Raw genomic sequence first — 18,200 nt, forward strand, 5'->3', positions numbered from 1 at the left:
CACGCGACGCCGACCTAGATCCGCGGCGGGAGTACCTAGATCGGCGGGGCGTGCTTCCGGGTGGGGGCGGTGCACGGCGGGGTGCGGAGGAGCGCACCGGCACTCGGCGCACCCCTCCGCGGTCAGGCGACTCCGCGGTCAGCTCAGCTCCGCCGCAGCGTCGGCGATGACCCGCGCGACCTCCTCCGGGTGCGAGCGCATCACCAGGTGCGGCGCGTCGAGCTCGACGACCGAGCGCACGCCCGCCCGCCGGTAGCCGAACCGCTCGACGTCCGGGTTGATCGTCCGGTCCGCGGCCGCGACGACGCCCCAGCTCGGCCGGGTCCGCCAGGCGGCGACGGGAGCGGCCTCACCGAAGGCCAGAGCGGCGAGCGGGCGCTGGCCGACCGCGAGCACGGCCGCCTCGGCCGGATCGATCCCGGCCGCGAACACCTCCGGGAACGCCGACACCGCGACCGACACGTCCGTGCCCGGCTCCGCTCCGTCGATCGGGAACGGTGTGTAGACGAGGTTCGCCGGGAGGTCGGAGTCGGGGAAGGCGCCCTGCAGCTGCCCGAGGCTCTCCCCCTCCTCGAGCGCGTAGGCCGCGAGGTAGACGAGGCCGACCACGTTCTCGGCGGCGCCCGCCACCGTGATCACGGCGCCGCCGTAGGAGTGGCCCGCCAGCAGGACCGGCCCGTCGAGCTGCTCCACGAAGGAGCGGAGGTACTCCGCATCGCCCAGCAGGCTGCGGTTCGGCACGGCCGGGACGCGCACGGCGTGGCCGGCGTCGAGCAGGATCCGCGTGACCGGGGCGAAGCTCGCGGCGTCGGCGAACGCTCCGTGGACGAGGACGATGGTGGGTGCGGTCATGGGGCTGTCCTTCCGGTCGGGCTGCGGTCCGGCAGCCGGCTGCGCAGCCGATCCGGACCCGGGCCGAACCTAGGACGGCGGACGGCGCGCGTCGTGACCCCGCGACTCCCCTGCCGACCGGGCGGCCGCCTGTCGCCCGCCCGAGGACACGCTCCAGCGCTCGTCCCGCCCGCTCACGGCGGGCCCCGACCGCTGCAGCGTCCGCGTCCTGGTCCCGGCGGGGTCACCCTTCGACGGCTGGACCGCCGAGGGCGCGGCGCCTCAGCTCGCGAACTCCTCCGGCCAGCCCAGCGCGGCCAGCGACCGGCGCACGCGCTCGATGTCCTCCTCCGAGGGCAGCTCCGAGGTCACTCCGGCGATCGCTGTGCCGACGTCCGCGCGGGAGGCGGGCGCGTCGGCGGCGAGACCGGCGGCCACCTCGGCCACCTCCTCGTCGGTAAGACGGCGGCGGAGGAGCGCCAGCAGCGGCACGAAGTCCTGCTCGGGCAGCCCGGCCGGATAGCCGGCGCGCAGCCAGCGGACGATGCGCGCGACCAGGCCCTCGCGAGTGTCCGGCTCGGCCAGCGACTCCGGGCCCGCCAGCGGCCAGCCCGCGCTCGCGAGCCGCGAGGAGACGCGGGCGACGTCCTCGGGCATCGCCGGTCCGAGCAGCAGCTGCTCGATCCGCTCGCGGACCACGGCCCGTGAGACGACCGTCTCGGCCCGCTCCGACTCCGACAGGAGCCGCGCGACGACCTGCTCGACCTCGTCCGTCGTGAGGCTGCGGCGCAGCAGGCCCAGCAGCGGCAGGTAGTCCTGCTCCGGCACGCCCGACGGGTAGCCCGCGCGCAGCCAGCCGACCACGCGGGCGACGATCCCCTCCCGCGCCGCGATCGGATCGGTCGAGGCCATGCTCAGCCCTTGGGCACGAAGGTCGGGATGACGTGCTCGAAGCTCACCGACTGGCCGAGACCCGTCGCGATGATGACGCTCAGGCCGATCACCACGGAGCCGACGACGAGGGCGAAGCAGAGCACGCCGATCCCGCGCAGCACCGGGGCGGGCAGACCGCTCCGGACCGCGGGGGCGTCGGACCCGCCCGAGGCGGGAGCACCGGCGGCGACGGCGAAGGAGCGGACGCCGACGGCGAAGAGCACGGGCAGGCCTGCTCCGAGGAGCACGGCGACGATCGCCACCTGACCGGCGGCGGAGAGGAAGAGGGAGAGCACGGTGCGGATCCTTTCGCTCAGACGCCGGCGGTCTCGGGCGCGGGGCGTGCCGCCGCGTCCTGCCACTCGTCGTTGACGTTGTGCGCGCCGATGCTGTCGCGGCGCGAGCGGATGTAGATGAGGGAGGCGACGGCGACGAGGATCGCGGCCATCAGGAGGCCGCCGGCCGCGCCTCCGACGAGGTGGCCGATCCACCACATCACGGCGCCGACGAGGGCGGCGGCCGGGAGGGTGATGACCCAGGCGATCACCATGCGCAGCGCCACGCGCCAGCGCACCTGCGCTCCGGGGCGGCCGACTCCGGAGCCGAGGATCGAACCGGTCGCGACGTGGGTGGTCGAGAGGGCGAAGCCGAGGTGGCTGGAGGCGAGGATGACCGCGGCGGAGGCGCTCTCGGCGGCCATGCCCTGCGGGGTGTCGATCTCGACGAGGCCCTTGCCGACGGTGCGGATGATCCGCCAGCCGCCGATGTAGGTGCCGAGCGAGATGGCCAGCGCGCAGCTGAGCTTGACCCAGAAGGGGACCGACTCGGTGTCGCTCCAGCCGCCGGCCGCGATCAGCGCGAGCGTGATCACTCCCATGGTCTTCTGCGCGTCGTTGGTGCCGTGCGCGAGCGAGACGAGGGAGGCGCTGCCGATCTGACCGAAGCGGAAGCCGCGGTGGAGGCTCTTCTCGGCGAGGTTGCCGATCACCCGGAAGACGAGCCAGGTGCCGATCGCCGCGACCGCTCCGGCGAGCACGGGCGACATCAGCGCCGGGAGGATCACCTTGCCGACGACGCCGTCGAGCTTCGTGCCGTCGCCTGCCCAGTTGACGCCGTTGAGGCCGAGGCCCGCGAGAGCGGAGCCGATCAGGCCGCCGAAGAGGGCGTGCGACGAGCTCGACGGCAGGCCGAGCAGCCAGGTCAGCAGGTTCCAGACGATGCCGCCGATGAGGCCGGCCAGCACGATCAGCAGCAGAGCGGAACCGCCGTCCTCGAGCAGCGCCGGATCGGGTGCGCCCGAGGAGTCCTGGATCTTCACGACCGCGTTGGTGACGGTCAGCGCCACCTCGATGCTGAGGAACGCACCGACGAGGTTCAGCGACGCCGAGAGGGCGACGGCGGTGCGGGGCTTCAGGGCACCGGTCGCGATGGACGTGGCCATCGCGTTCGCCGTGTCATGGAAGCCGTTGGTGAAGTCGAAGGCGAGGGCCGTGACGACGACGAGCGCGAGCAGGATGAAGGGATCCACGCAGACATGATGCTCCCGCGGCGGGAGGCGTTCCGGCGTGGTCGCGAGGCTTCACCTGCTGTTCACCTCGCGGGGCACGCCCGCCCGAGTACCCTGTGCGGATTCTCAGGCGGGCGGCGCATCGGCGGGTGCGATTCTCCTGAGCCCGCACCGGCATGCGGCGCTCAGACGGGTGCGCTCAGGAGGCCGAGCGCGGCATCGGCGGGGTGAGGTCCGGGGTGTGCGCGGGGTCGGAGTCGGGGGCCGGCTCCGGCTGTGCGGCGGACCCGGCCGCGGCACCGGCGTCCTCGGCGGACTCCTGATCCTCGGCGGGCTCCTGCGATCCGGGAAGCGGCGGGGTGAGGTCGAGGGCGCCGACCGCCGGCTCGGCGGCGTGCTTCGGCGTGGTCGGGCGGTTCTCGGCCGCGGCCGCCTTCTTCGCCGCCTTCTCCTGGGTCCGCTTGAGCTTCTCGGTCTGCTCGGCCAGCTTGCGGGCCTTCTTGCGCAGCTTCTTGCTGGAGTCGCGGACCGCCTCGTGCGCCGCGCGCACCGACTTCTCGGCCTTCTTCAGCGCCTTCTTCGCGCGCTTCTGCGCCGCCTTGTCGCGTGCGTCCTTGTCCTTGCCGGTCCCGGCCATGTCCGCTCCTCCGCTCGTCGACCGCTCCGGCCGACTCCCCCACGCTACCGAGCGGCACCCGCCCCGCGAACCCGCTGGCGAGCGCGCTCGGGCCGCGCTAGGCGCGCGGGCGGCGGCCGTTCTGCGCCCGTGCCGTCCCGCCTCCCCTTCCCCCTGGTCGCCGCCTCTCCTCCTTTCTCCTCGGCTCTCGCTTCAGCCCTGCGGTGCCATTCGCGGCTGGGAGTCGCGGGCGAGTCGACCCCGCGACGGGCGCGGGTTCGGCAGGCTGGGGGCATGGTCTTCCAGCACGATCCCGGCGGCTACCAGGGCCGCGCCGGCCTCCGGCGTCCCGTGCGCGGGCCCAGGCGCGACAAGTGGATGTGGTGGCGCCTGGGCTCCGGAGTCGCGGCGACGGTCGCCGGTGTGATCGCCCTGCTGGTCTTCACCGCCGACCGCTGAGCACGCCCACCGGCGACCCACCCCCGCCATTCCGGATCGAGAGCCGATCGATGCGCTCAACCGCTTGACTCCGGAGGTTTCTCTCAGGTCGGATCCGGCGGAACGCGGGTAGTTTGGAGGGTCGCATCGGCTCAGCCGTGCGATCAGCCCCACTGCCCCACCCGGCGCTCGCCTCCCCCCTCGAGCGTCGGCAGACCTGGAACCTCCTCTGCATGCACCGTTCGTCACGCGCCTCGACTCCCACCCCCGCAGGAGCCGAGACCGGCAGTCCGTCCGCCCTCCCGACCCGTCGCTCGCTCCGTGAGCAGGAGTCCCGCAGCCGCCGCACCTCCCGCGGCCCGTCGCGCCCCCGCGTCTCCGCCGTCGCCGCGATGACCCTCGTGGCCGGCATCGCGATCACCTCGACGATGCCCGCGTTCGCCGTGGGCGGCACCGCCGACTCCGAGCTGACCCGCGACACGGCCACCGCCGTCGCCGCGGCCCGCCCGCAGAGCTTCGTGGCGGCCGGAGTCGTGCAGCAGAGCGTCACCCGCGACGCCTTCGCCGCCGAGGCCAAGCCCGAGGTCCTCGTCCCCACCGCGTCCCTCGACGCGATCACCGCCACCTCCGGCGAGTCGACCACGGCCGCCGCGGGAGCGTCCGGAGCGTGGGTCGTCCCGATCTCCGGTCACATCAGCAGCAGCTACGGCCCCCGCCCCGACGCGCCGGTCGCCGGCGTGAACCTGTTCCACAAGGGCACCGATCTCGCCGGCGCCTGCGGCACGCCCGTCCTCGCGGCCTCCAGCGGCACCGTCGAGGAGGCGTCGTACCAGGGCAGCTACGGCAACTGGATCCTGCTCGACAACGGCGGCGGCATCGAGACCGGCTACGCCCACAACAGCGAGCTGATGGTGTCGGTCGGCGAGACCGTCACCGTCGGCCAGGTCATCGCGCTGCGCGGCTCGACCGGCGCCTCCACCGGCTGCCACCTGCACTTCGAGACGCGGGTCGACGGCGAGGCGGTCGACGCCGTGCCGTTCATGGCCGAGCTCGGCGTCCCGATCGGCTGACGTCCTCGACGACTCGAGAACGCAGACGTCGCGGTGGCCGCTCTCGACCACCGCGACTTCTGTGTTCTCGTGAGCGCGCAGGCCGGCGTCAGGGCCCGGGGACCGTCCGCGCCCCGGTCGAGACGGCGGCCGACCAGTGCGCGTCGTCCGGCACCGTCGTCACCCTGATCTCGGCGTCCTGCTCGACGGCGATCTGCATGGTGCCCGTGTTGCCGCCTCCCGTGCCGGTGCGGGTCGTGCTCGGGCTGTAGACGCACGACGATCCGCTCGTCATCAGGCCGACGACCTCGATCGTCACCTCGGCGTCCGCGGTGTCGCAGGCGACCGAGACGGTGATGTGCAGCGGATCGCCGCTGAGGTTCACGGTCTGCGGATCGACGGGGCCGACCTGGTCGGTCCACCGCACGGCGGCGGTCGCTCCCTCGGGCAGCGTCACGGGCCCGAGCGGAGCGTCGGTGGGCGTCGCGGTCGGAGCGGCGGTCGTCGGAGCAGCGGTGCCGGGAACGGCGGGTGTCGCCTCCTCCGCCTGGTCGGCGCCGCTCGTGCAGCCGCTCAGAGCGAGCGCCGCGAGCAGTGCCGAGGCGCCCAGCACGGTCGCGCGCCGTCCGGCCCGGAGCCCCGTCGCCCGGCGCGGAGCGGTCGTTCTCGTGGTGTCCATGGTGGTTCCCCCTGTCCACTGGCGTCCCTCCGGTCTACCCGAGCCCGCGCGGCCGCGGACCGCACTCTGCGGCGGTTGCCAGGGTCGGGAGCCGTGCTGCGGATCGATGTGGAGCTCCTCCGTACCGGCGCGGCGGCCCGTCGATCCACTCGGGTGCCGCGGATGATCGGCACCGGGCGGATCCGACGCCCGCCGCACCCGACGCACCCCGCCGAGCCGCCCCTCTGCACCCGGAAGGCACCGCCATGATCGCCTCGAACACCTACCCCTTCGCCGGACGCACCGTCCTGGTCACCGGAGCCGGCTCCGGCATCGGCCGCTCCATCGCACGCGCCTTCCTCGAGCAGGGCGCGAGCGTCGCGGTCGCCGGGCGCACCCCCGCCACGCTCGAGGAGACCGTCGCCGGCTTCCCGGCCGAGCGCGTCCTGGTCGTCCCCACCGACGTCTCGGTCCGAGCCGAGGTCGACGCGCTCGTCGAGGGCACCGTCGCGAGGTTCGGCGGGATCGACGTCCTCGTGAACAACGCGGCCGGCCACCTCGGCGGCCCGATCGAGGAGGTGGAGGACGACGCCTGGCGCTCGCTCTTCGCCACGAACGTCGACGCCCTCTTCTACGCGGTGAAGGCGGCGCTCCCCCACCTCAAGGCGAGCCGCGGCAACATCGTCGTCGTCTCCTCCGTCTCGGGCATCCGCGGCGACTGGGGTCAGGCCGCCTACAACGCGACCAAGGGCGCGATCACGACGTTCGTGCAGTCGCTGGCCCTCGACTTCGGCGCGCACGGGGTGCGGGTCAACGCCGTCGCCCCCGCCTTCACGCAGACGCCGCTGACCGAGTCGATGGCCTCGACCCCCGAGGAGCTCGCGCCCTTCATCGACCGCATCGCCCTCGGACGCACCGGGCAGCCGGACGACATCGCCCCGCCGGTGCTGTTCCTCGCCAGCGCGGACGCGGCGTACATCACCGGCGCGATCCTGGCCGTGGACGGCGGAACGAGCGCCTCGACGGGGCAGCCGCACCTGTAGGCGGGCGAGCGGCGGATCGGCGGCGACTCGGCGACTCGCCTGCTCGGCCGGGGCGACTCGGCGACTCGCCTGCTCGGCCGGGGCGGCTCGGTCGCCCGGAAGCGGCGGCCAGGCGAATCGGGGTCGGGGGGCGGCGGCTCTGCCCAGAACCCGAGTGCTCGCGTCGGATCCTGCGGCCCCGCTCGCGAGGGTCCACCGGGCTCGACTGCGGGCGCCCGCAGCCCGGATCACTCCGTCCCTGACCGCGCACTCAGACTCAACCGACACCTGTGGAGTATCGTGGAGCCAATTGCATGCAGACGCATGGATACGGACTCGCCGACCACACGGCCTCCGAGTCCATCCCTCTTCGAGCAGGAGTCGTCATGACCACCACCAGCACCCGCTTCACCGACCGCGTCGTCCTCATCACCGGAGGTGGATCCGGCCTGGGCCGCGCCGCAGCCGTCCGCCTCGCCCAGGAGGGCGCGAAGCTCGCCCTCGTCGACATCTCCGAGCAGGGCCTCGCCGCCACGGTCGACGTCCTGCCCGAGGGCACCGAGTCGATCACCGTCCTCGCCGACGTGTCGAAGGAGGCGGACGTGGACGCCTATGTCGCGCGCACCCTCGAGGCCTTCGGCCGCATCGACGGCTTCTTCAACAACGCCGGCATCGAGGGCCGCCAGAACCTCACCGAGGACTTCACGGCCGACGAGTTCGACAAGGTCGTCGCGATCAACCTCCGGGGCGTGTTCCTCGGCCTCGAGAAGGTGCTGAAGGTGATGCGCGAGCAGGGCTCGGGCATGGTCGTCAACACCGCGAGCGTCGGCGGCATCACCGCGATCGGCAACCAGTCCGGCTACGCGGCCGCCAAGCACGGCGTCGTCGGCCTCACCCGCAACTCCGCGATCGAGTACGGCGAGTTCGGCATCCGCATCAACGCGATCGCGCCCGGGGCCATCTGGACCCCGATGGTCGAGAACTCGATGAAGCAGCTCGACCCGCAGAACCCGCGCAAGGCGGCCGAGGAGTTCATCCAGGTCAACCCGACCAAGCGCTACGGCGAGGCCGACGAGATCGCCTCGGTCGTCGCCTTCCTCCTCTCGGACGACGCCTCGTACGTGAACGCGACCGTCCTCCCGATCGACGGCGGTCAGTCCATCAAGTACTGAGGTCCCGCGGAGGGAGCGGAGGGAGCGCCTGCTGCGGCGGGCGAGCCCTCCGCTCTCCCGCTGACGCCGTGTCGTTCGTGGGACGGACTCGGCCGCTCCTCCACAGGTGCTCCCTCCGACGTGCGTCCCCACCGGGCCTCCGTCGCGCAGCACCCGGCACCGCGGCGGGAGCAGAATGGGGGTCGGTCCCGCCAGCGGCCGGACCTCGACCGCTACGGAGACATGCATGAACCCCACCGGGAGCTTCCGCGCCGCCCGCGACACCCTCCTGCAGCACCGCACCGATGCGGTCGCCGCGAACGAGGCCTTCCAGTGGCCGGACGTCGGGCCCCGCTTCAACTGGGCGGTGGACTGGTTCGACGCGATCGCCATCGGCAACGAGCGCCCCGCCCTCTGGATCGTGGAGGAGGACGGCTCCGAGGAGAAGTACTCCTTCGACCGGATGCGCTGGCGCTCCGACGAGGTCGCCGCCTGGCTCCACTCGGTGGGCGTCGAGCAGGGCGATCACGTGATGCTCATGCTCGGCAACCGCCTCGAGCTGTGGGAGTCGATGCTCGCGATCATGAAGCTCGGCGCGGTCATCCTCCCCACGACGACCCTGCTCTCACCCGCCGACCTGGCCGACCGCCTCGAGCGCGGCGAGGTCGCGCACGTCATCGCGGACGCCTCCGAGACCGCCAAGTTCGACGAGATGGAGGGCGGCTTCGGCCGCATCGCGGTCGGCGGCGCCGTCGAGGGCTGGCTCGACTACGCCGACTCGCTCGAGCCCTTCGGCATCAGCCCGACCGTGGTCGTCCAGAGCTCCGATCCGTGCCTGATCTACTTCACCTCCGGCACCACCTCGAAGCCCAAGATGGTCGTGCACACGCACGAGTCGTACCCCGTGGGGCACCTCAGCACGATGTACTGGCTCGGCGTCCAGCCGGGCGATGTGCACATGGCGATCAGCTCGCCGGGCTGGGGCAAGCACGCGTGGAGCTGCTTCTTCGCGCCGTGGAACGCCGAGGCGACGGTGTTCGTCTACAACTACAGCCGCTTCTCCCCCACCGCACTGCACGAGCAGCTCGACCGGGCCGAGGTCACCACGTTCTGCGCGCCGCCGACCGTGTGGCGGATGCTGATCCAGTCGGCGCTCGGAGTGAAGCCGCGCGCGCTGGCCGAGATCCTCTCGGCGGGCGAGCCGCTCAACCCCGAGGTCATCGCGACCGTCGAGCGGGAGTGGGGCCTCACGATCCGCGACGGCTACGGCCAGACCGAGACCACCGCGATCATCGCGAACCCGCCCGGCGCCCCCGTGGTCCCCGGAGCGATGGGGCGCGCGCTGCCCGGCGTCGCCATCGCCCTCGTCGACCCCCTGACCGGCGAGCCCGCCTCCACCGGCGAGATCTGCCTCGACCTGTCCGTCGAACCCGTCAACCTGATGTCCGGCTACCTCGGCGACGAGGACCGCACCGAGCGCGCCCGCGCCGACGGCTACTTCCACACCGGCGACGTGGCGGTCCGCGCGGTCGACGGCACGATCACCTTCGTGGGCCGCACCGACGACATCTTCAAGTCCTCCGACTTCAAGATCTCGCCGTTCGAGGTCGAGAGCGTGCTGCTGCAGCACCCCGCCGTCGCCGAGTCCGCGGTGGTGCCGGCTCCGGACGAGGTGCGCCACAGCGTGGTGAAGGCGTACGTCACCCTCGCCGAGGGCTGGGAGCCGACCGCCGAGACGGCGAGCGCGATCTTCGCCCACACCCGCGAGCTGCTCTCCTCCTTCGAGCGGGTGCGGCGCCTCGAGTTCCACCCCCTGCCCAAGACGATCTCGGGCAAGATCCGCCGCGTCGAGCTGCGCGAGCGCGAGGAGGAGGCGTTCCGCCGCGGCGAGGAGATCCCCACGGAGTGGCGCGCCGACCGCCTCTAGGCGCGGGGGCCCTCGTCCGCCGGGACACCGCCGAGACCGCCGCGGCACCGCTGAGACGGCGGCGTCCCGGCGGGGCGGTGGTGTCTCGAGGGGATGCGGTGGGCCGGGACGTCGGCCGCCGATGACCAGCGGGAGCGGGTGCCGTCAGCACGGAACCAGCGCGGCGTCGGCGGCGTCCGGATCACAGGCCGGCGATCAGCTCGGCGTCAGCGTGGGCGGACGGCGATCAGCTCGGCGTCAGCGTGGGCGGACGGCGATCAGCTCGGCGTCAGCGCGGGAGTACAGCGATCAGCTCGGCGTCAGCGCGGGAGTACAGCGATCAGCTCGCCGTGGTCGCGGACGCCGGGGGCGCTGCGGCGGAGCGAGTGGGTCACCTCGAGGCAGGCCTGCTCGGCGAGGGCGCGCATCTCGGCGAGCGGATGGAACCACGCCGGTGCGACGGCGTGCGCGAACGCCTCCGTGCGCGGCCCTTCGAAGAAGCCGATCAGCAGGCTTCCGCCCGGTCGGAGGTGCGCGGCGAGCGCCGCGACCGCGCCGGGCAGCTCCGCCGGTGGCAGGTGGATGAGCGAGTACCACGCGAGAACGCCCCCGAGGCCGTCGACGTCGAGCTCGAGCGCCGAGCCGAGCCGGAACGGGACGTCCGGGAACCGCGCCCGCGCCAGCGCGACGAACTCCGGCACCGGGTCGACGCCGACCGCGGCGGCTCCGCGGCGCTGGAGGAACTCCGTCCAGTGCCCGGGCCCGCAGCCCACGTCGGCGACCGTGCCCTCCAGCCCGTCGGCCCACGACCCGATCAGCTCGCGATCGGCCGCGGGCCCCGCGTCGACCGATCCGAGCAGCGCCGCGTACTCCTCCGCCCGCGCGCCGTACGCGTCCCGCACCTCGTCCATCCGGTGAGCGTAGGCCGTCTCGAAACGGCGCGCAGCGGGCACGCGGAGGCGCGTGGCACGTTCCGCGGTGCCGTTGGCACGGCTCTGCGGCACGGTCCGCTGGCGCGTTCTGACGTTCTGGCGCGCCTGCCTCGTGAGCGTTCGCGCCCGGCGTCCCGAGGCGCTTCGCGAGGACGGATCATCGAGGTGCCGCGCGCCCCGTCCCCGCCCCGAAGGAGACCCGATGACCCCTGCCGACGCCGCCCCCGCCCTGCCCGCCGCAGCCCTCGTCTTCCCCCTGCTCGTCGGCGTCGCGCTGCTCGCCTCGGGCGCGACCGCCCTGCTCCGCGCCGCCGGTCCTCATGGCGTCCGGAGGCGCCTCGAGGAGTCCCGCGCCCTCACCGCGGCCCTCGGCGGAGGCCCTGGCGCGCGCGGATGCAGCGCTCCCGGTGTCCTTCCAGCCTGCCTGCGGGTCGTCGTCGGCGCCCTCCTCCTCCTGGCCGCCGGCCCGGCCTACACCGCGGCCGCCCTCGTCGCCGCAGCCCTCTGCGCACTCGCCCTCGCGCGCGCCGTCCGCCGCTTCGCCCAGGACTCGGAGGGCGACCCGCCCACCCCGGCCGCGGTCGCCGCCACGGCCGCGATGCTCGCCTTCGCCACCGTCGCCGCGGCCCAGGGGATCCTCAGATTCACGGGCGTCCCGGCGCATGTCCGGGAGTTCGACCAGCAGGACCTGAGCTGGGCGGCCGCCCTCGTCGGAGTGGTCGCCGCGTGCGGCCTCCTGCAGCTGGCGGGACGCGCAGCGGAACCGGTGGCCGCACCGGCGGCGGGCGTCAGGCGGCGCGGCTGATGCTCGGAGCTCCGACGCTCGATGCGCCCCCGCACCTCGTCCTCGACGGCAGCGCGGTGCGGCTCGCGCCCGCGTGCGGCTCCGTCGCCGTGATCACCTTCTGGATGCAGTTCCACAACTCCGGCACCTCCGCCCTGCACGACCTCGCCCTGTTCTGCGGCTCCTTCACCGACGGCTCGGGCGCCGAGCTCGACTACGACGAGGCCCCGGTCACCGTCGTCGGCCGGCCCGAGCGGGTCGCCCCGGGAGCGGGGTTCGTGGCCGTCGCGCACTACACGATCGCGCCGCTGCGGGCGCCCCGGACGCTCCGCCACTCCATCGTGCTGCGGGGCCGCACGAGCGACGACCGGCCCTTCACCGACGTCGCCGCGCTCGAGGTCCACGTCGATCCGAGGCGCACTCCCGAGGTCAGGTTCCGTCCCCCGATGGCGGGATCCGACACCTTGCGGTGGAGGTGAGCGACGATGCGATCGCATGAAGACTTCTCACCACCGGGCCGGATCGGCCAGGGTAGAGGGATCGCGTCGTACGGAGGACGCGCCAGAGGAAAGGACTCCGCCGTGAGGGGAATCGCAGAAGGCAGCCGACCGATCGTCGATCGCGGGGTGTCCCGCCGGGACACGGCGGCGGCCGCGTGGCTGGCGCAGAGCGGCGTCGACGTCCGCGCGAACGGCGCGTTCCGCATCGTGGCCGACACCCTCTGCAGCGACGGCGTCGACGTGCTCCGGATCTGGCACTCGCCGGCCCGCCTGCACCGCACCTCCGCCGCCGGCCCGGGCGTCCGCCTGATCATCCCGCTCGAGGGCGCGCTCGTGATCCAGCCGGACGATCCGGCGGCGCTCGAGGTCCGCGTCGCGCCGGGCGACATCGCCTTCCTCCACTGCGACTCCCCGTTCACGATCGTGACCGACACCCCGAGCGCCCGCACCGAGATCGCCCTCGACCGCCCGCTGCTGGGTCTGGTCGACTCGGCCGACCGTGGCGCCGTCGTCACCGAGGCCGACGCGGCCAGCCGCGGCATCCTGCTCTCGACCGTCAACGCGACCTTCGGCTCCACCCTCGACGCCGACTCCCCCGCCTTCCCCCTGGTGCGGGCCGCCGTCGAGCAGCTGGCGGGCGCTGTGCTGGCGACCTCGCTGCCGCGCGAGAGCAGCGAGGACGTCTACACGCGCGCCCTCGCCCTGATCGCCGCGATGTCCACCGACCCCCGCCTCTCGGTCCAGGAGATCTGCGAGCGCCTCGGCGTCCCGAAGCGGACGCTGCAGCGCACCTTCGCGCGGAACGGCACCACCGTGTTCGACGAGATCCGCCGCGCACGCCTCACGACCGCGCGCGCCCTCCTCGGCGGGAGCGACTCCCCGCCCTCGCCCGAGCACGTGCTGAGCAGCTACGTCCGCTCGCAGCGCCTGCGCCGCGACCTGCTCCACCTCGAGACGGTGCCCGCCTCGAAGCTGGGCTGACGCCGGGGGCGAAGCTCTCCGGGTCGACAGCCCTGTCGGCGGCCGGCGACAAATGCGCGGGCGCACGCCTCCGGTCCGGAAGCTCCGGCTCGGAGGCACCGCCTCCGCAGCCGCGCTCAGCCCGGGTACGGCACCGCCGCCGCCGGCCACCCCGACGCCGCGAGCTCCGCGCGCAGACGGTGGTGGTGCTGCACGGCGCCGAGGGAGTCGGTGCGGAAGGCGATCGCGAGGGCCGCGTCGGCCCAGTAGGCGTCCCAGCCGGAGTAGCGCTCGAAGACGCGGTCGCCGACCGCGGCCAGCAGCTCCCAGGCGCGCGCCGCCGGGAGGTAGCCGGCGACGTAGGCGTAGCGGATCGCGCCGATCGTGCGCTCGGCGTCGCCCGCGAGCAGGAGCAGCGGCGGACGCCCGTCGACCGCCTGGGCGAGCTCGAGGAGGTGGAACTCGCTGCCGCCCGTGAGCGCGGCGACCCGGGAGCGCATCCGCTCGGCGTCGGCGGAGGCCGAGACCTCGGCGAAGCGGGTCGAGAGCGGCCCGCGGGTGAGCACGTCGGCGACCAGCAGCTCCACGTCGTCGGCCGAGGCGATGCGGAAGTCGCGGTCGAGCGCGACCCGGTGCTCGACGAGCGGATGCAGCGGCAGCTGCTGCCAGGGCGCTCCTTTCGCTCCGTCGGCGTAGCGGCGCCGCAGCTCCTCCGGGAGCTCGGCCCAGGAGGGCTGGAACGCGAGGGAGGAGTTCCAGCCGGCGAACGAGAAGTCGCTGACCGCGTCGAGCGCGAGCAGCTGCTGCTGGCGGAGGGACGGGGTCGGCGAGTCGGCCGCGCCGAGGTAGGCGAGCTGCTCGCGGCGCGGCGCGCGCGCATCCCACTGCTGGAAGCCGACCGTGGCGGCGAGCAGCCCGAAGGCCAGTGCGAACGCGAACGCCGTGAACGCGACGACGCTCTCGCCGCCGCCGAGCGCGAGCCCCCATGCGAAGCCGACCAGGCCCACCGGAGCCGCGAAGGCCGTCACCAGGAGGGCGCGGCGTCCGGCGCCCTGCCCGCGCCGGTGCGCATCGGCCGCCCGCGCGTAGCGCAGCCGGGGTCGGACGGGGAACTCGACGTCTCCGGGATGGTTCTGCAGCGGCACGGTCGCAGCCTAGGGGCGCGGGTCCCGTCGATGTGTGCTTGCCTGGTCGCATGACTCTCGCCGAAGCACTCCTCGAGCGGGCCGACCTGCAGAAGCGGATCGAGGCCCTCCAGTCGCGGATCGTCGCGAACGCCTCCTACCAGGAGGGAGAGGAGCCGACCGAGGACCCGGCCGAGCTGCTCGCCGACTGCACGCGCGCACTGGGCGAGCTCGAGCGGCTGGTCACGGCGATCAACCTCACCAACGCGACGGCCACCACTCCCACCGGAGAGGTGCTGACCGCGGCGCTCGCCCGGCGCGAGGCCCTGCGCGCCCGGCACAGCCTCCTGACCCGCGCGGCCGACGCGGCCGCCGGCGAGCGCGGCTACCGCCAGCTCCGGAGCGAGCTGCGCCGCCTGCCCGCGCTGCCGGTGCGGGAGCTGCGCGAGCAGGCCGACGCCGTGGCGCGCGAGCTGCGCGGGCTCGACGCCGACGTCCAGAGGACGAACTGGGGGGTCGAGCTGCAGAGCTGACACGAGACGCGGTGAGTCGGTAGGCGCACCGGAGCGAGCACGCACCGTCGGGCCGGCGGTTCATCCGGCCCTCTGTCACGCGGTGGGCAGCGTCCCGGCTCCGGCCGTCACTCACAGCCCAGCACCGAGGACCGGTGACCGCGCAGACAGGACACCTCATCACCATGTGCTGGCCGGTGCGCCGAGGGCGGGTTCGGGGACCTCACCGCGTCTCGGGCGCACGCGGACGCACGTAGGGTCGGGCCGGGATCTTCTCGAACGGGCGCGTTGACGCACGCCGGGCTCGGGGCTGCGGCTCCTCGAACGGGCACGCGGACGCCTGCCGGGTCCGGGCCGGCGTCCGGCCGACCGCGCCCGCCCCGTAGCTCAGTACTCGATGCGCCCGCGCCGGTCGTGGAACTCGCCCGTCGGCCCGTCGGAGCCGAGCAGGGCGAGCGCGACGGTCGCGTCCGTGCCCTCGGTGACGGTCTGGTGCCCGCCGTGTCCGTTGAAGTCGGTCGCGGTGTAGCCGGGGTCGCTCGCGTTGATCCGCATCGCCGGCAGGTTCTTCGCGTACTGCACGGTGAGCGCGACGACCGCCGCCTTCGATGCCGCGTACGGGATCGCGGTGACGGGGAACTCGTCGTGGCCCTCGGTGCTCAGCCAGCGCGGCCAGCCGACTCCGGACGCCACGTTCACGACGACCGGGGCCGCGGAGGCCTGCAGCAGCGGGAGCGCGGCCTGTGTGACGCGGACGATGCCGACGACGTTCGTCTCGAGGACGCCCGCCATCGCCTCCGGGGTGAGGTCGTCGACGCCGAACGAGGTGCCCAGCACTCCGGCGTTGTTGACGAGCACGTCGAGCCCGGGCAGGGAGGCGATCGCGGAGTCGACGCTCGCCTGATCGGTGACGTCGAGGCGGACGGGGTGGGCGCCGAGCGCGCGGGCGGCGTCGCCGTCGGCGGTGTCGCGCATGCCGGCGTAGACGGTGTGGCCCGCCTCGAGGAGTCGGCGGGCGGTCTCGAGGCCGAGGGAGCGGTTCGCTCCGGTGATGAGTGTCGTGGTCATGCGCCCATCCTGCGCGGGTGGTCGGGCCTCGACCAGGCCGCGCTCGACGGGGGGACCGGCAGTACCTGGCTCGGCGACGGCGGGCGGAGGAGGATGGGCGGCATGGAGGAGTTCGCCACGGTGCTGCGCTCGTGGCGCGACCGCATCCGTCCCGCCGACGTCGGCCTGCCCGCGGGCTCGAGCCGCCGCGCCACGGGCCTGCGCCGCGAGGAGCTGGCGGCGCTCTCGGGCGTGAGCGTCGACTACCTCGTGCGGCTCGAGCAGGGACGCGCACGGAACCCGTCGCCGTCGATGCTCCGCTCTCTCGCGGTGGCGCTCCGGCTCACGGACAGCGAGCGCGACCACCTCTACCGGGTCGCCGGCGCCGCCGTCCCCTCGCCGGGCGTCGTGCCGCAGCACGTGAGCCCGGGCGTGCAGCGGATCGTCGACCGCCTGGGCGACGTGCCGCTCGCGGTGTTCACGGCGGCCCACGACATCCTGCTGTGGAACCCGCTCTGGGCCGCCCTCAACGGCGACCCCTCGGTGTTCACCGGGCTGGAGCGGAACCTCGTCTGGCGGCACTTCACCTCGGGCCACGCGGGCACCGAGTTCGACGCGCAGCACGAGGAGGACTTCGCGAGCGACCTCGCGGCCGACCTGCGCGCGGCGACCGGGCGCTACCCGCGCGATCCGGCGCTCGCCGCCCTCGTCGCCCGGCTGCGCGAGGAGTCGCCCGAGTTCGAGCGGCGCTGGGCGGAGGCGCGCATCGCCGAGCACCGCGCGAGCCGGAAGACGGTGACGCGGACGCCCGTCGGACCGATCACGATCGACTGCGACGTGCTCACGGCTCCGGGCACCGACCTGCGGATCGTCGTCTACACGGTGGCGCCGGGCAGCGAGGACGAGGCGCGGCTCGACCTGCTGCGGGTGACGGGGCTGCAGGCGCTGAGCACGGCGCCGGCGTGAAACGGACGGGCGCGGCTGGGGCGCGCACAGCGGAGCGGGGCGCTGAACCGGGCTGAGCTGAGTCGAGCGGGCTGAGCCGAGCCGAGCCGGGCGGGGCAGGCCGGGCTCGTCCCACGGCGGGCGGGACCGGCTCGGCGCGGCCGACGGCGCAACCTGCCGATGCGGGCGAGCGGCGGCGAGTGACGGCCGAGGTGGACGGCGAGACGCGTCCGCGGCGCCGACGTCCGCGTCCCCGGACCGCCCGCCACCCCTGCTCAGGACGCGCAGTACGCGGTGATGAACGCGTAGAGCTCGCCCTTCTGCTCGGGGGTCGCGGCGACGACGACGGTGCCCTGCCGGCCCGCGGTCTCGACGGTGACCGGCAGGCGCGTGCCGACCTTGTCCTCGGCGAGCGCGTGGGTGTCGCAGCGGGTGGGGACGGCGTCCAGGACCACGGAGTCGAGGGTCCCGGCGGGCACGGAGCGGTCGAGGGTCCAGGCGTCGGCGGCGTCGGGCGGCTGCAGCAGGATCGTGGCGTCGACGCTGCGGAGCACGAGGGGGGTGCCCCGGACGTCGGCGGTGATCGTGAGGCGCGCCGGCTCGTGCGCGGCGCCTCCGGACGTGTCGATCCGCAGGGCGAGGTCGGCGTCGACGCTGCGGGCGAAGCATCCGGACCGGGCGAGAGCGTCGACGAACGAGAACGGGTCGTCGGCGGGGTACGCGTGCTCGCCGTGGCCGTCGATGGCGAGGACGACCTCGAGCGCGGTGGGCGCCTCCGCGGCAGGGCAGGCGGGCTCGGGCACGTCGACCCGGAGGTCTCGCGAGGTCCCGTCGGGGACGCCCGTGCCGCCGGTCCAGGTGAGCGGGGCGGCCAGGCGCGGGTCCGTGAGGCGGGCCGCGATGACCTCGATCGGGGCGCCGCTGCCGTTGTGGACCTCGAAGGCCATGGTGCCGCCGGCGATGTCGGAGCGGTTCTGCTGGACGGAGACGGTGACCCCGGGAGCCGGGGCGGACGCGGCGGAGGAGCGGGCCGGGTCGGGGGTGGCCTGAGACGGGGTGGCGGTGGTCGCAGCCACGGTGGCCGCCGCGGTGCCGCTCGGGGCGCCCGTCGCGCCTCCCGGCGCGCAGGCCGCGAGGGCGGGCAGGAGGAGCAGCGCGGCGGCGAGGGCGCGGAGGCGTCGCATCGTGCCTCCCTCCGCTCGCCGTCAGTCTGGCGCCCCGGACCCCTCTCCGCGAGCGGGCGCTCCGCCTCCCCAGCTCGATCGATGCGTCACGAACGGTCGCC

20 protein-coding genes are annotated in these 18,200 nt (G+C 74.3%); 10 read left to right on the top strand and 10 right to left on the bottom strand.

Annotated elements, in window-relative coordinates; all coding sequences use genetic code 11:
* Window positions 1-138: 138 nt before the first annotated feature.
* The 5 genes from C5C44_RS03800 to C5C44_RS03820 form a co-directional block, all read right to left on the bottom strand.
* Window positions 139-852: an alpha/beta fold hydrolase gene (locus tag C5C44_RS03800; RefSeq protein ID WP_104275760.1), complete on the bottom strand. Its 714-nt coding sequence runs from the start codon at window positions 850-852 to the stop codon at window positions 139-141.
* A 261-nt stretch (window positions 853-1,113) separates the two neighbouring features.
* Entirely contained in the window at window positions 1,114-1,743 is a 630-nt protein-coding gene (locus C5C44_RS03805) for a DUF3349 domain-containing protein (protein ID WP_104335344.1), read from the bottom strand.
* A 2-nt stretch (window positions 1,744-1,745) separates the two neighbouring features.
* Window positions 1,746-2,060: a hypothetical protein gene (locus C5C44_RS03810; protein WP_104248160.1), complete on the bottom strand. Its 315-nt coding sequence runs from the start codon at window positions 2,058-2,060 to the stop codon at window positions 1,746-1,748.
* A 17-nt stretch (window positions 2,061-2,077) separates the two neighbouring features.
* The gene (locus C5C44_RS03815; protein WP_104224012.1) at window positions 2,078-3,292 is read right to left on the bottom strand and encodes an inorganic phosphate transporter; all 1,215 of its coding nucleotides are present in this window, start codon (window positions 3,290-3,292) and stop codon (window positions 2,078-2,080) included.
* A 178-nt stretch (window positions 3,293-3,470) separates the two neighbouring features.
* Window positions 3,471-3,908, bottom strand: a complete 438-nt coding sequence (locus C5C44_RS03820; RefSeq protein WP_104273730.1) for a hypothetical protein — start codon at window positions 3,906-3,908, stop codon at window positions 3,471-3,473.
* A 273-nt stretch (window positions 3,909-4,181) separates the two neighbouring features.
* Here C5C44_RS03820 and C5C44_RS16930 point away from each other — a divergent pair, with 273 nt between their 5' ends.
* Window positions 4,182-4,346 carry a hypothetical protein gene (locus C5C44_RS16930; RefSeq protein ID WP_159940529.1) on the top strand — a complete coding sequence of 55 codons (165 nt, stop codon included), beginning with the start codon at window positions 4,182-4,184 and terminating at the stop codon, window positions 4,344-4,346.
* A 212-nt stretch (window positions 4,347-4,558) separates the two neighbouring features.
* Window positions 4,559-5,395, top strand: coding sequence for a M23 family metallopeptidase (locus C5C44_RS03825; RefSeq protein ID WP_104335345.1), 837 nt, complete (start codon window positions 4,559-4,561; stop codon window positions 5,393-5,395).
* Between the two features lie 88 nt (window positions 5,396-5,483).
* Here C5C44_RS03825 and C5C44_RS03830 read toward each other — a convergent pair whose 3' ends face one another.
* On the bottom strand, window positions 5,484-6,053 hold the full coding sequence (locus C5C44_RS03830; protein WP_104335346.1) for a hypothetical protein: 570 nt from the start codon (window positions 6,051-6,053) through the stop codon (window positions 5,484-5,486).
* Window positions 6,054-6,298: 245 nt separating this feature from the next.
* On the opposite strand from C5C44_RS03830, the gene C5C44_RS03835 reads away from it, so the two are divergent.
* The 3 genes from C5C44_RS03835 to C5C44_RS03845 all read left to right on the top strand — a co-directional run bounded on the left by C5C44_RS03835 (window position 6,299) and on the right by C5C44_RS03845 (window position 10,132).
* Complete coding sequence (locus C5C44_RS03835; RefSeq protein WP_258063352.1) at window positions 6,299-7,075, top strand: SDR family NAD(P)-dependent oxidoreductase; 777 nt, start codon at window positions 6,299-6,301, stop codon at window positions 7,073-7,075.
* Between the two features lie 365 nt (window positions 7,076-7,440).
* Complete coding sequence (locus C5C44_RS03840) at window positions 7,441-8,226, top strand: glucose 1-dehydrogenase (protein ID WP_167299040.1); 786 nt, start codon at window positions 7,441-7,443, stop codon at window positions 8,224-8,226.
* 226 nt (window positions 8,227-8,452) lie between these two features.
* Window positions 8,453-10,132, top strand: coding sequence for an AMP-binding protein (locus C5C44_RS03845; RefSeq protein WP_104328055.1), 1,680 nt, complete (start codon window positions 8,453-8,455; stop codon window positions 10,130-10,132).
* Window positions 10,133-10,431: 299 nt separating this feature from the next.
* Here C5C44_RS03845 and C5C44_RS03850 read toward each other — a convergent pair whose 3' ends face one another.
* Window positions 10,432-11,022 (bottom strand): trans-aconitate 2-methyltransferase, encoded by a 591-nt coding sequence (locus C5C44_RS03850; protein ID WP_104269788.1) that lies wholly within the window; start codon window positions 11,020-11,022, stop codon window positions 10,432-10,434.
* A 223-nt stretch (window positions 11,023-11,245) separates the two neighbouring features.
* On the opposite strand from C5C44_RS03850, the gene C5C44_RS03855 reads away from it, so the two are divergent.
* The 3 genes from C5C44_RS03855 to C5C44_RS03865 all read left to right on the top strand — a co-directional run bounded on the left by C5C44_RS03855 (window position 11,246) and on the right by C5C44_RS03865 (window position 13,308).
* Window positions 11,246-11,848 (top strand): hypothetical protein, encoded by a 603-nt coding sequence (locus tag C5C44_RS03855; protein WP_104335348.1) that lies wholly within the window; start codon window positions 11,246-11,248, stop codon window positions 11,846-11,848.
* Entirely contained in the window at window positions 11,848-12,306 is a 459-nt protein-coding gene (locus tag C5C44_RS03860; protein ID WP_104227480.1) for a hypothetical protein, read from the top strand. Before C5C44_RS03855 ends, C5C44_RS03860 begins: the two co-directional genes overlap by 1 nt.
* Before the next feature lie 147 nt (window positions 12,307-12,453).
* Window positions 12,454-13,308, top strand: coding sequence for a helix-turn-helix domain-containing protein (locus C5C44_RS03865; protein WP_181027279.1), 855 nt, complete (start codon window positions 12,454-12,456; stop codon window positions 13,306-13,308).
* A gap of 116 nt (window positions 13,309-13,424) precedes the next feature.
* On the opposite strand, the gene C5C44_RS03870 is transcribed toward C5C44_RS03865, so the two are convergent.
* On the bottom strand, window positions 13,425-14,432 hold the full coding sequence (locus tag C5C44_RS03870; protein WP_104248304.1) for a DUF1266 domain-containing protein: 1,008 nt from the start codon (window positions 14,430-14,432) through the stop codon (window positions 13,425-13,427).
* A gap of 50 nt (window positions 14,433-14,482) precedes the next feature.
* Between C5C44_RS03870 and C5C44_RS03875 the strand changes: the two genes are divergently transcribed.
* Entirely contained in the window at window positions 14,483-14,944 is a 462-nt protein-coding gene (locus tag C5C44_RS03875) for a DIP1984 family protein (RefSeq protein ID WP_104224023.1), read from the top strand.
* A 366-nt stretch (window positions 14,945-15,310) separates the two neighbouring features.
* Here C5C44_RS03875 and C5C44_RS03880 read toward each other — a convergent pair whose 3' ends face one another.
* Window positions 15,311-15,991, bottom strand: coding sequence for an SDR family NAD(P)-dependent oxidoreductase (locus tag C5C44_RS03880; protein WP_104232897.1), 681 nt, complete (start codon window positions 15,989-15,991; stop codon window positions 15,311-15,313).
* A 102-nt stretch (window positions 15,992-16,093) separates the two neighbouring features.
* On the opposite strand from C5C44_RS03880, the gene C5C44_RS03885 reads away from it, so the two are divergent.
* The gene (locus C5C44_RS03885; protein ID WP_104335349.1) at window positions 16,094-16,936 is read left to right on the top strand and encodes a helix-turn-helix transcriptional regulator; all 843 of its coding nucleotides are present in this window, start codon (window positions 16,094-16,096) and stop codon (window positions 16,934-16,936) included.
* Window positions 16,937-17,190: 254 nt separating this feature from the next.
* Here the strand turns inward: C5C44_RS03885 and C5C44_RS03890 are convergent, their stop codons facing one another.
* On the bottom strand, window positions 17,191-18,099 hold the full coding sequence (locus C5C44_RS03890) for a hypothetical protein (protein ID WP_104335350.1): 909 nt from the start codon (window positions 18,097-18,099) through the stop codon (window positions 17,191-17,193).
* Window positions 18,100-18,200: the final 101 nt, after the last annotated feature.

It is taken from the genome of Rathayibacter sp. AY1F6, from assembly GCF_002932035.1.
In the GTDB taxonomy this organism is placed as follows: domain Bacteria; phylum Actinomycetota; class Actinomycetes; order Actinomycetales; family Microbacteriaceae; genus Rathayibacter.

Excerpts from the sequence above, each read along its gene's own strand:
- C5C44_RS03885 (WP_104335349.1), top strand. The coding sequence starts at position 16,094 with ATGGAGGAGTTCGCCACGGTGCTGCGCTCGTGGCGCGACCGCATCCGT.
- C5C44_RS03830 (WP_104335346.1), bottom strand. The coding sequence starts at position 6,053 with ATGGACACCACGAGAACGACCGCTCCGCGCCGGGCGACGGGGCTCCGG.
- C5C44_RS03860 (WP_104227480.1), top strand. The coding sequence starts at position 11,848 with ATGCTCGGAGCTCCGACGCTCGATGCGCCCCCGCACCTCGTCCTCGAC.
- C5C44_RS03850 (WP_104269788.1), bottom strand. The coding sequence starts at position 11,022 with ATGGACGAGGTGCGGGACGCGTACGGCGCGCGGGCGGAGGAGTACGCG.
- C5C44_RS03825 (WP_104335345.1), top strand. The coding sequence starts at position 4,559 with ATGCACCGTTCGTCACGCGCCTCGACTCCCACCCCCGCAGGAGCCGAG.
- C5C44_RS03805 (WP_104335344.1), bottom strand. The coding sequence starts at position 1,743 with ATGGCCTCGACCGATCCGATCGCGGCGCGGGAGGGGATCGTCGCCCGC.
- C5C44_RS03835 (WP_258063352.1), top strand. The coding sequence starts at position 6,299 with ATGATCGCCTCGAACACCTACCCCTTCGCCGGACGCACCGTCCTGGTC.
- C5C44_RS03855 (WP_104335348.1), top strand. The coding sequence starts at position 11,246 with ATGACCCCTGCCGACGCCGCCCCCGCCCTGCCCGCCGCAGCCCTCGTC.
- C5C44_RS03840 (WP_167299040.1), top strand. The coding sequence starts at position 7,441 with ATGACCACCACCAGCACCCGCTTCACCGACCGCGTCGTCCTCATCACC.
- C5C44_RS03800 (WP_104275760.1), bottom strand. The coding sequence starts at position 852 with ATGACCGCACCCACCATCGTCCTCGTCCACGGAGCGTTCGCCGACGCC.
- C5C44_RS03845 (WP_104328055.1), top strand. The coding sequence starts at position 8,453 with ATGAACCCCACCGGGAGCTTCCGCGCCGCCCGCGACACCCTCCTGCAG.
- C5C44_RS03880 (WP_104232897.1), bottom strand. The coding sequence starts at position 15,991 with ATGACCACGACACTCATCACCGGAGCGAACCGCTCCCTCGGCCTCGAG.
- C5C44_RS03875 (WP_104224023.1), top strand. The coding sequence starts at position 14,483 with ATGACTCTCGCCGAAGCACTCCTCGAGCGGGCCGACCTGCAGAAGCGG.
- C5C44_RS03890 (WP_104335350.1), bottom strand. The coding sequence starts at position 18,099 with ATGCGACGCCTCCGCGCCCTCGCCGCCGCGCTGCTCCTCCTGCCCGCC.
- C5C44_RS03820 (WP_104273730.1), bottom strand. The coding sequence starts at position 3,908 with ATGGCCGGGACCGGCAAGGACAAGGACGCACGCGACAAGGCGGCGCAG.
- C5C44_RS16930 (WP_159940529.1), top strand. The coding sequence starts at position 4,182 with ATGGTCTTCCAGCACGATCCCGGCGGCTACCAGGGCCGCGCCGGCCTC.